13 protein-coding genes are annotated in these 14522 nt (G+C 65.9%); 10 read left to right on the top strand and 3 right to left on the bottom strand.

The window, feature by feature from the left end; genetic code table 11:
* Positions 1–2: 2 nt before the first annotated feature.
* The gene (gene minC, locus MTAI_RS03785) at positions 3–545 is read left to right on the top strand and encodes a septum site-determining protein MinC (RefSeq protein ID WP_027887185.1); all 543 of its coding nucleotides are present in this window, start codon (positions 3–5) and stop codon (positions 543–545) included.
* Positions 546–609: 64 nt separating this feature from the next.
* Here the strand turns inward: minC and MTAI_RS03780 are convergent, their stop codons facing one another.
* Positions 610–1047 carry a DUF420 domain-containing protein gene (locus MTAI_RS03780; protein ID WP_027887186.1) on the bottom strand — a complete coding sequence of 146 codons (438 nt, stop codon included), beginning with the start codon at positions 1045–1047 and terminating at the stop codon, positions 610–612.
* 191 nt (positions 1048–1238) lie between these two features.
* Positions 1239–1550: a hypothetical protein gene (locus MTAI_RS03775; protein ID WP_036196908.1), complete on the bottom strand. Its 312-nt coding sequence runs from the start codon at positions 1548–1550 to the stop codon at positions 1239–1241.
* A 92-nt stretch (positions 1551–1642) separates the two neighbouring features.
* Here MTAI_RS03775 and MTAI_RS03770 point away from each other — a divergent pair, with 92 nt between their 5' ends.
* From MTAI_RS03770 to MTAI_RS03755, 4 genes are all read left to right on the top strand, one after another.
* Positions 1643–2503, top strand: coding sequence for a dihydrodipicolinate synthase family protein (locus tag MTAI_RS03770; protein WP_036196909.1), 861 nt, complete (start codon positions 1643–1645; stop codon positions 2501–2503).
* Positions 2504–2570: 67 nt separating this feature from the next.
* A complete protein-coding gene (locus tag MTAI_RS03765) occupies positions 2571–3356 on the top strand; it encodes a hypothetical protein (RefSeq protein ID WP_027887188.1) in 786 nt (261 codons plus the stop codon).
* Between the two features lie 120 nt (positions 3357–3476).
* Positions 3477–4382 (top strand): ABC transporter ATP-binding protein, encoded by a 906-nt coding sequence (locus MTAI_RS03760; RefSeq protein WP_027887189.1) that lies wholly within the window; start codon positions 3477–3479, stop codon positions 4380–4382.
* Positions 4375–5145, top strand: coding sequence for an ABC transporter permease (locus tag MTAI_RS03755; protein WP_027887190.1), 771 nt, complete (start codon positions 4375–4377; stop codon positions 5143–5145). The genes MTAI_RS03760 and MTAI_RS03755 overlap by 8 nt, the downstream gene beginning before the upstream one ends.
* 22 nt (positions 5146–5167) lie before the next feature.
* On the opposite strand, the gene hutH is transcribed toward MTAI_RS03755, so the two are convergent.
* Positions 5168–6688, bottom strand: coding sequence for a histidine ammonia-lyase (gene hutH / locus MTAI_RS03750; RefSeq protein WP_027887191.1), 1521 nt, complete (start codon positions 6686–6688; stop codon positions 5168–5170).
* Positions 6689–6747: 59 nt separating this feature from the next.
* Between hutH and MTAI_RS03745 the strand changes: the two genes are divergently transcribed.
* The 5 genes from MTAI_RS03745 to MTAI_RS03725 all read left to right on the top strand — a co-directional run bounded on the left by MTAI_RS03745 (position 6748) and on the right by MTAI_RS03725 (position 14305).
* Entirely contained in the window at positions 6748–7443 is a 696-nt protein-coding gene (locus MTAI_RS03745; RefSeq protein WP_027887192.1) for a GntR family transcriptional regulator, read from the top strand.
* The gene (hutU, locus tag MTAI_RS03740) at positions 7440–9092 is read left to right on the top strand and encodes a urocanate hydratase (RefSeq protein WP_027887193.1); all 1653 of its coding nucleotides are present in this window, start codon (positions 7440–7442) and stop codon (positions 9090–9092) included. The genes MTAI_RS03745 and hutU overlap by 4 nt, the downstream gene beginning before the upstream one ends.
* Positions 9089–10276, top strand: a complete 1188-nt coding sequence (hutI, locus tag MTAI_RS03735) for an imidazolonepropionase (RefSeq protein ID WP_027887194.1) — start codon at positions 9089–9091, stop codon at positions 10274–10276. Before hutU ends, hutI begins: the two co-directional genes overlap by 4 nt.
* Before the next feature lie 148 nt (positions 10277–10424).
* Positions 10425–11576 carry a metallophosphoesterase family protein gene (locus MTAI_RS03730; protein ID WP_027887195.1) on the top strand — a complete coding sequence of 384 codons (1152 nt, stop codon included), beginning with the start codon at positions 10425–10427 and terminating at the stop codon, positions 11574–11576.
* Positions 11577–11584: 8 nt separating this feature from the next.
* Positions 11585–14305 carry an AAA family ATPase gene (locus tag MTAI_RS03725; RefSeq protein ID WP_027887196.1) on the top strand — a complete coding sequence of 907 codons (2721 nt, stop codon included), beginning with the start codon at positions 11585–11587 and terminating at the stop codon, positions 14303–14305.
* Positions 14306–14522: the final 217 nt, after the last annotated feature.

Below are 14522 nucleotides of genomic sequence, written 5' to 3'. Positions count from 1 at the left end.
GCATGCGGATTCGTGCAACGCTCAACGCCCTGGCCCTGCGGCTCGACGGCAACGAAACCCCTGAGCTGCTACACAAAGCCCTGGCCGACCTGCCCCCGCTGCCCCTCGAGGTCGAGGTGGCCGGGGTGGTGGGCCAGGGGGTGCTGGAGACCCTGCTCGAGCTTGGGCGTGAGCGGGGCCTCCAGCTCAGGCCGCCGCGGGGCGAGAAGTACATCCCCTACACCGAGGTGATCGACCAGACCGTTCGCTCGGGGGTGCGCATCGAGTCGCCGGGCACGGTGGTCATCCTGGGCGACGTCAACGCCGGGGCCGAAGTGGTGGCCGCCGGCGACATCATCGTGGTGGGCAAGCTGCGCGGGCTGGCCCACGCCGGGGCGGCCGGCCAGGAAGAGGCCGCCATCTGGGCCATGAGCCTGGAGGCCAAGCAGATCCGCATCGCCCACCATGTGGCCCAGGCCCCTGCCGGCGAGGCCACCGCACGCAACCCCGAGCGGGCGCGGGTTGTGAATGGTCAGATTGTGCTGGAAGCCTGGGGCAGGCGCTAGGCACAAGCAATTTTCCCTCACCCCAGGTATAGATACACGGCTGAGCGCAACGGGCCAGGGGGCCCTAAAAGCCAATCCCCCCCGCCGACTCCCCGTAGCGCTTGAGCACCAGGTCAATCACCCAGCCCGTCACCGCCACATACAACCAGACCGGCACCGTCCAGCGGGCCCAGGCCTTATGGATAGCAAAGCGCTGCTTGAAGGCATTGTAGAGCAGCCACAAGACCAGTGGGCCGTTCAGGGCGGCCAGGATGGTGTGGCTGATTAGCAAGGCGTAGTACGCACCGCGCCACTCCTCGGGCCCGACGTAGCGGGTGGTGCCATACAGCCCCCATTTAAGCAGATAAAACACCAAGAACAGCGCGGCCAGCACGGTAGCCAGCAGCATCATCCGGGGATGCCAGACCCGATCCCCGCGCTTGATGAAAACAACCCCCACCACCACCGCCAGCCCCGAAAGCGCTATGAGCGTAGCGGCAATGTCTCCCAGCAACTCTCCCATCTAAAAAACCCTCCTTTAGCGTCTTGGTCTGCGCCCTTGATGCGTCCGGCAGAAAACGCACCGTCCCAGTCTGCCTACATTCAACCCCAGGCGCGGCCGGGCGGCTGTCTACCCCACAGCGCACCAGCGCGTTCAGCATCTTTGGTCGGGGCTTTACCAGCCCTCGAGCAGTGTATCGGCTCGTCGGCTTCTTATCCCTGGCGCTGGCTCACAAATTCACGGTTGAGCTTCTCGGCCAGCCGGCGCACCCGTTCCTGCCTCGAGCTTCTCGCATAGCTATACCCCAGCATAAAAAACCGCTCGGCCTCGTTGCGCTTGTCCAGTTGGCGTTGTAGCTGCGCCAATCGCAGGTAGGCCAGGGCCATCATACCGTCGCGCTCCCTGGAGGGGCGGGCTGCTTCCAGCAAGGCCACCGCTTCTTTGAGCGCGTCCACCGCCTGTTCGGGCGAAACCTCGCGGGCATCGCGTATCAACACCGCGGCCTGGTCAAGCAAGCGCTGCATAAAGCCCAGTATATCGGGCCTAAAACCCTCTAGGTAGAACCGGCTTTCTCTGTTAAGCCGCTTCTTGCGATACAATCGCCTGGCCAATCGCTATGATCATCCCACCCCTACCCACCCCCTTCGATCAAAACGGCCGCCTCGACAGCGAAGCCTTTCGCGCACTGGCCCAGGCCATCGAACCCCATGTGGACGGCCTGCTGTTCTACGGCTCCAACGGCGAGGGCGTTCATCTGACCCGCGAGGAACGAGCGGCGGGCCTGGCCGTCCAGACCCCCCAGAAGCCCGCCATGGTGGGCTTGATGGAAGAGACCCTGGCCCAGGCCGCCATCGCCCTCGAGGAGGCCGCCCGCCTGGGGGCCAAAGTGCTGGTCACGCCCCCCCGCTACTACGAGGCCAATCTGGGCAATGAAGGCTTGTTGCGCTATTTCAGCGGGATTGCCGACCTGGGCAAAGCCGAGGTCTGGCTCTACCATGTGCCGGCCAACACCAAAGCCCAGCTGCCCCTGCCGGTGGTGGCTGAGCTGGCCAAGCACCCCAATATCGGTGGCCTCAAGGACTCCAGTGGAGAACTGGCCCGCATGGCCTTCTACGCTTCGCAGAACCTGGGCATAAAGCTTTATACCGGCCACGCCCCCACCTTTCTGGGCGCTTTGGCGCTGGGAGCCCAGGGGGGCATCCTGGCGGTCTCGAACCTGGCCCCCAAACCCTATAAAAGGCTGCTCGAGCTCTGGCGCGCCGGCCAGATCTCCGAGGCCCAGGCTCTGCAAGCCGAGCTCGAGCCCTTTGGCCGGGTGCTGGCCCAGGGGGGCTTTGTGCTCCTGAAGCAAGCCCTGCGCCACCTGGGCCTGCCGGGAGGCTACCCCCGCCCCCCCTACCCCGCCGAGAGCCCAGTCTGGCCCAGCTTCAAGCCCCTTCTGGAAGCCTTCAAAGAACGGGGCTGGACGGTGGGTTAAGGCGCCCTTGGTGAAAAAATCGGAGTTGAGCGGCTGCGGATTGGGTAAGCTCAACTGGGAGGCAACCATGAAGCGATACGCACGGTGGCTCTTGTTCGGACTGGCTTTGCTACTAAGCGCTTGCGTACCCCAGGCGGTGCGGCCCCAGCCCCCGCAGGTTGAGCTGTTGCAGTTTAACCTGGTCTCCATAGACCCCTTTAGCGGGCGGGGCGAGTTTGACGTGCGCCTGCGCCTGACCAATATCAACTCCTTTACCCTACCCCTGCTGGACAGCACCCTTACCGCCGAGCTGGGCGGCTCGCAGTTCCGCCTGACCCTGCCCGCTGTGGAAATCCCTGCCGGGGCCAGCCGCGAGGCCCAGACCCGCCTGGTGGTGCCCCTGGTGGAGGGCACCCGCGCCCTGGCCAGCCTGGTGAGCGGCCAGAGCACCCGCTTCCGCCTCCTGGGCGAGCTACGGGTGCAGCTAGGCCCGGCGGTGGTGCCGATTGGGCCCGTGACGCTGGTAGACCGTGAGGTGCGCCTCCAGTTTACCTTCCGGCTCCCCACCATCCGCCTGGCCGAGATCCGGCTGGATGGGCTGGCCATCCGGCTGGTGCTGGAAGTAGAGAACCCCAACCCCATCGGGTTTACCTTGGAAGGCCCGCTGCGCCTTTTGATTGGCGGGCGGAGCGTGGCCGAGAGCGCGTTCAACCTGGGGCTCGGGCCCAATGGGCGGAACCGGGGCGAGCTGCGCCTGGGTCTGTCGGGGCTGCCGGGGCTGGGGGGTGTGAGCGTAGACCTGGGGCTTACGGCCCGCATTCCGGGCATCCTGAATCAGCCGGTGGTGCAGGTTTTGCAGGGGGTGTTGCGTTAGGCCTGGAATTTGCCAAGCACCTGGAGTAGCCTGCGAGGGAAAATCCATGGCGCACCCGAACAGGGGCCGTGCAGGGTTCTGGTGGGCTTGGATAAACGTCTGGTGATAATCTAGAGCCTGATGAACGCTGTGCTCGAGGCCACCGGCCTGCGCAAACGCTTTGGCAATCTGGTCGCGGTGGATGGGGTGAGCCTGCATCTGGCCGCGGGGGAGGTGCTGGCCTTCTTAGGCCCCAACGGGGCCGGCAAGACCACCACCATCAAGATGCTGGCCGGGCTGCTCTGGCCCGATGGGGGCCAGGTGCACCTGCTGGGCAAGAGCCCCCACCAGAACCCCTGGGCCCTGCGCCACCTGGGGGCCGTGCTGGAGGGCAACCGCAACGTCTACTGGCGCATGACCGCACTGGAGAACCTGGTCTATTTTGGGGTGGCCCGTGGGCTGCGCTACCAGGCGGCCCAGCGCCGGGCGCAGGCTTTGCTCGAGCAGCTCGAGCTTGGCAGCAAAAGCCACACCGAGGTACGCCACCTTTCGCGCGGGATGCAACAAAAGCTCTCCCTGGCGGTGGCCCTGATGCACGACCCCGAACTTTTGCTCCTGGACGAGCCCACCCTGGGGCTGGACGTGGAGAGCGCCCTGCGGGTCGAGGCCATGGTGCGGGAGCTGGCCCAGGCCGGCAAGGCCATCCTCCTGACCACCCACCAGCTCGAGGTCGCCCAGCGCCTGGCCAGCCGCATCGCCATCATCCAGCAGGGGCACATCGTGCTGGAGGGAAGAACGCCCGAGGTGCTGGGCCGGTTTGCCGGGGAGCACTACCTGATCGAAACGGAGACCCCGCTCTCACCCGCACAGCTCAGCCACCTGCGCTCGCTGGGCCTCGAGGGCGAGGAACCGCCGTATGTGTACCACGGCGATAGCGATGGGCTGTGGCGGCTGCTCGAGGCCCTCAAGCCCACGCCCCTCAAGAAGGTGGCGCGAGCCGAGGCCGATCTGCTCGATGTTTTCCTGAAGGTGGTGGGCCGTGCTTGATCTGTTCTGGGTGGAGTTCAAACGCAGCTGGCTTTATCTGCGCCGTTACCCCAGCGAGTTTGTGGGGGCTGTGGTAAGCCTGAGCATCCTTTTCTTGCTGTTGTTTCTGGGGGCCCGGTTCCTGGCCGGGCCCGGGGCCGACTTCGGCGAGCGAACCGAGGCCCTCCTGGTGGGGTTTTTGCTCTGGACGCTCACCCTCTTCGCCTACAACTCGCTTTCCTTTGGTCTTTCGGAAGAGGCCCAGACCGGCACCCTCGAGCAGCTCTTCCTCACCCCCTATGGCCCCATTCCTCTGTTTTTGGTGCGTAATCTGGCCGGTCTGGGAACCCAGCTCCTGATACTGGGTAGCATTGCCCTGGTGCTAATGCTCCTGACCGGGGCTCGCCTGAGCTTTCCACCACTGGTGCTGCTCCCCATCCTGGCGGTGCTCGTCGGGGGGTATGGTCTGGGCTTTGCCATGGCCAGCCTGGCCCTGCTGTTCAAGCGGGTGCAGCAGATCCTGGGGATCAGTCAGTTTCTGCTGATCTTCTTGTTGCAGGTGCCGCTCGATAGCAGCGGCTGGCTGGCTAAACTGGGCTACTTCCTACCCCTGGCCCCCGGTGCCCACCTGGCCCGGCAGATGATGAGCGCCGGCGCCAGCCTGGACTGGGGCCTGCTGGGCCTGGCCTTTTTGAACGGGCTCTGCTACCTGGGGCTGGGCCTGCTGATCTTTGGCCGGGCAGTACGTGCGGCCAAGCGGCGGGGGCTTCTATTTGGGTATTAGCCTGCAAATCACAACACAAACCCTACTCCAGCCCCCCCACCACCTGCTCGGCCACCCGCACCAGCTCGCCGGAACGAATCAGCTCGCACAGGCGGGCCAGCTCAGGCTTGAGGTAGCGGTCGCGGTCGAGGTGGGGGATCTCTTGCCGGATGCGGCGGTAGACTGCCTCCACCCCCCGGCCTGGGCGCAGCGGGGCGTGAAAGTCGAGGGCCTGGGCCGCCGAGGCCAGCTCGATGGCCAGCACCCAGAGGGTGTTTTCGAAAATGCTGCGGGCCTTGCGGCAGGCAATGGTGCCCATCGAGACGTGGTCTTCCTGGTTGGCGCTGGTGGGAATGGAGTCCACCGAGGCCGGGTGGGCCAGCACCTTGTTCTCGCTCACCAAAGCCGCGGCGGTGTACTGGCTGATCATCAGGCCGGAGTTGAGGCCGCTGCCCTCGGCCAGGAAGGCCGGCAGGCCCGAAAGGGCCGGGTTCAGCATCTGCTCGATGCGGCGCTCGGAGATGCTGGCGATTTCGGCCAGGGCCATGCCGGCGTAGTCGGCGGCCAGGGCCAGGGGCTGGCCGTGGAAGTTGCCGGCCGAGAGGGTGCGGCCTTCCTCGGGTAGAACCAGGGGGTTGTCGGTGACGCTCTGGAGCTCCCGCAGCAGCACCGCCCGCACGTGCTCGAGGGCATCGCGGCTGGCCCCGTGCACCTGGGGGGCGGCCCGCAGGCTGTAGGCATCCTGCACCTTGTCGCAGTCTATATGCGAGCGCATAATTTCCGAGTCTTCCAAGAGTTTGCGCACGTTGGCGCAGGTGGCCCGCAGGCCGGGGTGGGGGCGCAGGCGGGCCACCGCCTCATCAAAGGGCCGGTGGCTGGCCTTGAGGGCCTCCACGCTCATGGCCACTGCAATATCGGCGGTTTTGAGCAGGACTTCGCTGTCCAGGAGCAGCAAGGCCAGCAGCGAGGCCATGGCCTGGGTGCCGTTGATGAGGGCCAAACCTTCCTTGGCCTGCAGCTCCAGCGGCACCAGACCCACCGCCTGCAGCACCTCCGCCGCGGGCCGCACCCGGCCCTGGTAGGTCAGCTCACCCTCGCCAATAAGCGGCAGGCACATGTGGGCCAGGGGGGCCAGGTCGCCCGAGGCTCCCACCGAGCCCTGCGAGGGCACCACCGGAACCAGGTCGTGGTTCAGAAAATCCAGAAGCCGCTCCACCACCTCCACCCGCACCCCGGAGTAGCCCAGGGCCAGGCTCTGGGCCCGCAGCAAAAGCATCCCCCGCACCACCTCTGGGGGGAACGGCTCCCCCACCCCAATGGCGTGCGAGAGCAACAGGTTGCGCTGCAACAGCCGCAGGTCTTTGGCCTCGATACGCACCGTGGCCAGCTTGCCAAAGCCGGTATTGAGGCCATAGACCGGCTGGTTTTGCTCGACGAGTTGTTCCACAAAGGCCCGGCAGCGCAGCAGGCGCCCCCGCGCGGCCTGGCTCAGACGCACCGGCGTCTTTTCCCGCACTACCCGGCGAAAATAGGCCAGGCTCAGTTCTGTATCCAGTTCTAGCATCGCTTCCTCGCTTGACCCATCGCCGGGCAAGGTTGTATATACAAGCGAGAGGATAAACGTTGAAATACCTGCGCGTCAAGGAAGCCGTGTTGCAGGAGCTGCGCAAGCCCAGCCCCGGCTTCCCCCTCTCGGAGAACAGCCTGGCCCGCCGCTTTGGGGTGAGCCGCATGACCGCCCGCCGGGCCTTGCAGGAGCTCGAGCAGGAGGGGTGGCTCCGGCGTGCCCAGGGCCGCAGCAGCACCCCCGCCCCCCGGCGCTTTAGCCAGGGCTTCCTGCGGGTGCGCCCCTTCTACGAGTTCGCCCAGGCCCAGGGGGCCAGGCCCAAAACCCAGGTGATGGCCGCCGAGCTGCGCCCCACCCCCCCAGAGGTACAGGCCCGGCTGGGGGTGAAGCAGGCGGTTTATGTGGAACGGCTGCGCTTTCTGGACGAGGAGCCGGTGCAGCGCGAAGCGCGGTATCTGAACGCCGAGCTGTGCGGGGAAATCCTCGAGCACGACCTCACCAGCGAGTCCATCCACGATCTGCTCGTCCACACCCTGGGCCTGCCCCTGACCAAGGTCTGGCAGCGGCTGGAGGCGGTGGCTTTGGAGCAGGAAGTCGCCCGCCTGCTCCAGCAGCCCCAGGGCGCACCGGCCCTGCGCCTCGAGCGGGTCACCTACACCCTCCTTCAGCCCGTGACCTGGGTGGAGTATCTGATGCGGGCCGACCGCTACTACCTGGAAGACAGCTTCATCCCCCAAGGAGAACGCCCATGAGTTACAAAGCCCCTCGAGGAAACCAACGCACGGCCCCAGGCTGGATTCAGGAAGCCGCCAAACGCATGCTTTTAAACAACCTCGACCCCGAGGTGGCCGAAAAGCCCGAAGAGCTGATCGTCTACGGCGGGCGCGGCAAGGCGGCCCGCAGCCACGAGGACTTGCAGCGCATCCTGGCGGTGCTCGAGCGCCTGCAAAACGACGAGACCCTGCTGGTGCAGTCGGGCCGGGCGGTGGGGGTCTTCAAGACCCAGCCCCTGGCCCCCCGCATCATCATCGCCAACTCCAACCTGGTGCCCAACTGGGCCACCTGGGAGGAGTTCGACCGGCTCGACCGCCTGGGCCTGATGATGTACGGCCAGATGACCGCCGGAAGCTGGATCTACATCGGCACCCAGGGCATTCTACAGGGCACCTACGAGACCTTCGCCGCCGCGGCCCGCAAGCACTTTGGCGGCTCGTTGAAGGGCACCATCACCGTGACGGGGGGGCTGGGCGGCATGGGCGGGGCCCAGCCGCTGGCGGTGACGCTCAACGGGGGGGTGGCGATCTGCGTGGAGATCGACCCCGAGCGCATCCAGCGCCGCCTGGACACCGCCTACCTGGACGTGCGGGCCGATTCGCTGGACGAAGCCCTGAAGCTGGCCGAGGAAGCCAAACACAAAGGCGAGCCCCTCTCTATTGGCCTGCTGGGCAACGCTGCCGAGGTGCTGCCCGAGATGGTGCGCCGGGGCTTCACCCCCGAGCTGGTCACCGACCAGACCAGCGCCCACGACCCCCTCTACGGCTACATTCCGATCCTCAAAGCCGACGAAGACCCGGCCCTGCTGCGCCAGCGCGACCCCGAGGGCTACAAAAAGCGCGTGCTCTCCGATATGGCCGCCCACTGCCGGGCCATGGTGGAGATGCAAAAGAACGGCGCGGTGGCCTTCGACTACGGCAACAACCTGCGGGCCTTCGCCCGGCTGGGGGGCTTCGAGGACGCCTTCAGCTACCCCGGCTTTGTACCGGCCTTTATCCGCGACCAGTTCTGCGAGGGGCGGGGGCCTTTTCGCTGGGTGGCGCTCTCGGGCAAGCCGGAGGACATCTACAAAACCGACCAGGCCCTGCTGAAGCTCTTCCCTGAGGATGCCGGGCTGCGCCGCTGGCTCACCGAGGGCGTGAAGAAGTTCAGGTTCCAGGGCCTCCCGGCGCGCATCTGCTGGCTGGGCTACCGGGAGCGCGACAAAGCCGGCCTCTTGTTCAACGAGATGGTACGCAAGGGCGAGGTGGGGGCCCCCATCGTGATTGGGCGCGACCACCTCGATGCCGGTAGCGTGGCCTCGCCCTACCGCGAGACCGAGGCCATGCTGGACACCTCCGACGCGGTGGCCGACTGGCCCATTCTGAACTTCGCCCTGAACGCTGTGAGCGGGGCAGCCTGGGTCAGCTTCCACCACGGCGGCGGGGTGGGGATGGGCTACAGCCTCCACGCCGGGCAGGTCACGGTGGCGGATGGCTCGGAGGAAGCTGCCTATCGTTTGGAGCGCGTCCTGACCAACGACCCCGGCACCGGGGTGATGCGCCACGCCCACGCCGGCTACGAGCAGGCCAAAAAAGTGGCGCGGGAGCGCGGGCTCGACCTGGCAGGGTGGGAACGGGCAGAATGAAACGGGTATTTACCGGCATCACCGAGCTGTACACGCCCAAAGAAAGGCTCGAGCAGGCCGCATTCGCCGTGCAGGACGGACGGTTTGTCTGGGTGGGGGCTGCGTCCAATCTACCCAGCGAATATCGAAGCTGGCCCCGTACCGACCTGGGCGGGCGCGGGGTGGTGCCCGGCCTCGTGGACGCCCACACCCACCTGGTGTACGGCGGCGACCGGCTGGGCGAGTACTTACAGCGCGCACGGGGCGAAAGCTACGAGGACATCCTGGCCGCAGGCGGGGGCATCTACGCAACGGTGCAGGCAACCCATGCAACATCGGAAGATGAGCTTTACGAACAGGCGCGGGCTCGAGCACACCTCTTTCTGGCCCAGGGGGTCACCACCCTGGAAATCAAGAGCGGCTACGGCCTGCTGCCCGAGGCCGAGCTCAAGATGCTGCGGGTAATCCGGCGGCTCGGGGAAACCCTGCCCCAGCGGGTCTTCCCCACCCTGCTGGCCCACGTCATTCCCAAAGGCTGGGCGCGCGGGGAGTACCTGGAGATGTTCTGTCAGGAACTCATCCCCGAGGTGGCCCGCACTGGCCTGGCCGGGGCGGTGGACGTGTTTTGCGACCAGGGCGCTTTTACCCTGGGGGAAGCCCGGAAAATCCTCGAGGCCGCCCTGTCCCATGGCCTAAAGATCAAGCTCCACGCCGAGCAGATCGCCCACACCGGGGCCACCCGGCTGGCAGCGGAACTGGGGGCTTTGTCGGCGGACCACCTGGAGCAGTCCACCCCGGAAGACTGGCAGGCCCTGGCCCAGCGCGGCACTATCGGGACGGTGCTACCGGGCGCAGCGGTCATCCTCCGCAAGCCGTTTCCGAACGTTCGGGCCATGTGGGACGCGGGTGTGAGGGTTGCCATCGCCACCGACCACAACCCCGGCTCCAGCCCGCTTTTTAGCCCCTGGCTGGGGATGCAGCTCGCCATCAGCCTTGGCAGGCTATCGGCAGAGGAAGCCCTGATCGCCCACACCGAGAACGCGGCGCTGGCACTGGGTCGCGCGGATTTGGGAAGGGTTGAAGTAGGGGCGGTGGCGGATTTCGTGGTGCTGGACTCGAGGAGGGCGCTCGAGGGTCTTTACCGCTGGGGGCATTGCCCCCTATGGGGGGTATTTGTGGGTGGAGTTAATAACCCGGCAGGCTAACGGCCTGTGCATCAGCCGCTCCATTCAAAAGTGAACGATGGGGTCGTTCCGGTAAGCGCGGCTTTTTAGCAGGCATCTTGGGATAGGCGGAAACCTGAGGTCAGCAAATGCCATACCCAAAACGGGCCGGTAAAAGTACAATCAGCCCATGCGTATTCTGCACACAGCAGACTGGCACCTGGGCAAGGTGCTCAAAGGACGGGAACGCACCCCGGAAATTCGGCAGGCCTTGCAGGAGCTACTCAAGCTGGTGCGCTCGGAGCGCATCGAGCTGGTGCTGGTCGCGGGCGATCTGTTCGACCGCAGCGTGGTATCCACCGAGGCCGAAGCTGCCGCCTTCGAGTTTTTTGTGGGCCTGCGCGAGCTGCAGGTTCCGGCCCTGGTGATCGCCGGCAACCACGACAGCCGCGACCGCCTCGAGGCCCTCTCGCCCCTGCTCTCCCTGACCGGGGCCACCGTGTTTGGCAACCTGCGCTTTGCCGAGGATGGCGGGGTGGTGGAGGCCCTGGGGGCCAAAGTGGCCCTGCTGCCCTTTTTGTCGGAGCGCCGGCTGGTTCGGGCCGGCGACCTGCTAAAGGGCGATAGCGCGGATTGGAAAAGAACCTACGGCCACAGCCTGGAACTCATCCTGAAGAACCTGGCGACCGGCTTCAGCGCCGACCTCAATCTGCTGATGGCCCACCTGACCGTGGAGGGCGGCCAGCTGGGGGGCGGCGAGTTCACCTTCCACACCACCAACAGCTATGCCATCCCCAAAAGCGCCTTCCCCCTGAGCCTGAGCTACGTGGCCCTGGGCCACCTGCACCGCCAGCAGCAGGTCTGCGAGGCCCCGGTGGCCTGGTATGCGGGCTCTTTGATCCAGCTCGACTTTGGCGAAAGCGAGAACAGCAACCAGGGGGCCCTGATTGTGGAGCTCGAGCCGGGCCAGCAGCCCCAGATTCATCCGATCCGGGCGCGCTGGGGCAGGCCGCTCAAAACCTTCCGGCTGAGCCGCGAGACCCTGGATCGCCGCTGGGAGGAGATCCGGACTTTTCCTGGCTACAGCAAAATTGTGATCGAGGGCCCCGGCAACGCCGCCCTGCGCGAGCGATTGTTCAAGGAGCTGCCGGATCTGCTCGAGGTGGAGTTTCACACCCCAGAAGTAGAGGTAAAAGGCCCCGCCGTGGTAGACACCGAAAACCTGGACTGGGTGGAGGCCTACGCCGAGTACCGCCGAACCGTCACCGCCAGGGAAGCCAGCCCCGAACTGCTGCAGGCTTTCCGACAGATCTACGAAGAAGCCCACGCCCCCACGCACTGAACCTTGCCATGAGACCCCTGGAACTGCTCCTCGATGGCTTTGGCCCCTATGCCGAAGCGCAAACCATCCACTTCGACCACGACGTGAGCCTTTTTGCCATTACCGGCCCCACCGGATCGGGTAAAAGCACCCTGCTCGATGCCATCACCTACGCCCTCTACAAAGCCACCCCGCGCCTCGGCGCGAGCGGCCTCAAAGACCTCAAACACCCCCAGGCCGACTCGGCCAAGGTGGAGCTGACCTTTGCCATGGGCGAGCAGGTTTGGCGGGTGGTGCGGGTGGTGGGCAGGGAGAACCAGAACCGCCTCGAGTACCTCCAGCAAGACCAGTGGAAAACCCACCCCGCCTCCGAGAAGGTGCGGGAGCTCGATGCCAAGCTGGCCGAGATTCTGGGCATGGACTACGAGACCTTTACCCGGGCCATCCTGCTGCCCCAGGGCCAGTTCGACCTGTTCTTGCGCGGCTCGCCCAGGGAGCGCCGCGAGACCCTCATCAAGCTGTACGGTTTGGAAAACCTCAAGGCCATGCGGGAACGAGCAGCAGCCCACCTCGCTGACCTGAACGGGCAAAAAGCCCGTCTGGAAGGGGAGCTGACTGCTTTAGCCGAGGCCGAAGAGGGGCGCATTACGGCGCTGCAAGAGGAGATTAGCTTGCTGGAGGAGAGGGTCAAGGAGCTGTCACAACAGGAGAAAAGCGCCGAGCTGAACCTAAAAACCCTGGAAACACGTCTGGAGCTTTTTACAGCCCTCGAGGCCTTGCAGCGCCGCCAACGAACCTGGGAAAACGAGCAGCCCCGCATCGCCGAAACCACCGCCAAACTGGCGCGCGCCGAGCAGGCCGAGCGGATCTGGCCCCAGGTTGAGGCCCTTCTGGCTGTCCAGGGCGAGCTCGAGCGGGCCCAGCAAGCCCTGAGCGCCCACCGGTCGGCGCTGGCCAAGCTCGAGGCCCTGCTCGAGAACCTGCGCCAGGGCTTCGATCCCGCGCGCCTCGAGGGGCTCAAGCGCAGCCTGGCCCAGATGCCCCTGCTCAAGAGCCAGGAAGCCCGCCTCAGCCGCTATGGGGGCCGGCTCGAGCTGCACCACCCCAGCCCGCTGCCCTTCGACGAAGACCGCCTCGAGCAGCTGCGCGAGGCCGAGCGGCTGTTTGCCGACCACACCAAGGCCCGCACCCAGGCCGAGCGGGCCCAGGCCCGCCTGCAAGCCGCTGTGGGGGAAGTGGAAAAAGCCCAGGCCGAGCGGGCAGAACTGGAAAATAAGCTAAAGAGCCTCAAAGACCTGGGCCAGGGCAAAAAAACCGAGCTGGAAAAAGCCAAAGCGGCCCTCGATCGCGAAAAACTCCGGCAGGGCATCGCGCACTACCACCCCCACCTCAAGGTGGGCGAGCCCTGCCCCCTCTGCGGCCATCCGGTCGCCGCCCTGCCCCCGGCCCAGCCCCTGTCCGACCTGCAGGGTTTGCAGGCCCAGGTAGACACCCTCGAGGCCACCGTCACCGAGCTGCGGGCCGACTACAGGGCCACCCAGAAGCGCCTCGACGACCTGAACGAGCAGCTGCCAAAGCTACAAACGCAGGTGCAAACCCTGCAAGCCGAGGCCGATGAAGCCAGCAAAGCCTATGCAGACCTGGAAGCAAAGTGCCAGGCGCTGGGCAGCCTCGAGCAGGTTCGGGAAGAGCGTACCCAACGTCTGGCCGGACTGGCACAGGAAATCCGCGCCATCACCGGCGGCCTGGCCCCAGCGGCCTACGAGCAGCAGCTTCTGAAAGAGCTCAAAGCCGCTCAGGATCGGGCCGATCAGATCGCTGAGGCCGAGGCCAGCCTGACCGAAGCCAGGGGCAAAGTCCAGAGCCAGAGCGAGGTGGTGCGGGTGCTGGAAAGCAACCGGGCCCGGCAGCAGGAGATGGTGGAGAACCTCTGGCGCGAGGCCGGGTTCGATGGCCTCGAGGCCGTCCGGGCGGCCCGCCTGAGCCCGGCCGAGGCGGCGGCCCTGCGCAAACGGGTACAGGATCATGCGCTCGAGGGTGCCCAGATCGCCCGCGAGCTGGAGGAGTTGGAAGCCAAGCTGCAGGGCCAGCAGCCGGTGGACACAGCCCAGGTGGCCGAACAAAAGCAGCGCCTGGCCGAGCTAAAAAGGGCCCTCGAGACGGCCCAGCAAGACCTGGGCGGCAAGAAGTCCGAGCTCGAGCGCCTGCAAAAGCAGCTCGAGCGCAGGCGCCAGGCCCAGAAAGAAAAAGCAGACCTGGACAGACAAATCGACCTCTGGGAGCAGCTCGAGCAGGATCTCAAGGGCCACCGCTTCCAGGACTTCTTACTGGAGCGCTATCAGTCGGGCTTGCTCTCCAGGGCTTCCGAACTCATCCAGTCGCTCTCGCACAACCGCTATACCTTGCGGCTCGAGGACGGCGATTATTTCGTATTCGACCGCTGGACCGAGGCCCTGCGGCCGGTGCGCACCCTTTCGGGCGGGGAAAGTTTCATGGCCAGCCTGTGCCTAGCACTCTCGCTCTCCGAGCACCTCTCGCGCGGCAGAATCGGCGCGCTGTTTCTGGACGAAGGCTTCGGCACCCTGGATGCCGAAACGCTGGAACAGGTGGCCGGGATACTGGAAGCCCTGCCAAGCCAGGGCCGCCTGGTGGGCATTGTCACCCACGTCGAAGCCCTGGCCGAGCGAATGCCCGCGCGTTTGGAGGTCTTCAAGTCGCCTGCGGGGAGCCGTGTGCGCTGGAGGGATTGAGCCTTTATCGGCGCCCCACGAGCAGCTTCGCCCGGCCCGTCGCTGCTGCGGCTCGAGCACCTGCTTGCGCTTCCCACCGGGGCCCCAGGAGGGCAAGGGGAAAACCGGGGAGGATCAACCAACATCCTCCTGCTCGCTCTGGGCGAGCGGTGCTGTCTCCGCTGCCCCGGTGAGTGGCTTGGTCGGCACTCCGCAACAAACCCAAGGAATCTGGTAT

This window comes from Meiothermus taiwanensis WR-220 (assembly GCF_003568585.1).
GTDB lineage: Bacteria > Deinococcota > Deinococci > Deinococcales > Thermaceae > Meiothermus > Meiothermus taiwanensis.
The sequence above is the reverse complement of the archived record's forward strand: the minus strand, read 5'-3'. Positions and strand labels throughout refer to the sequence as shown.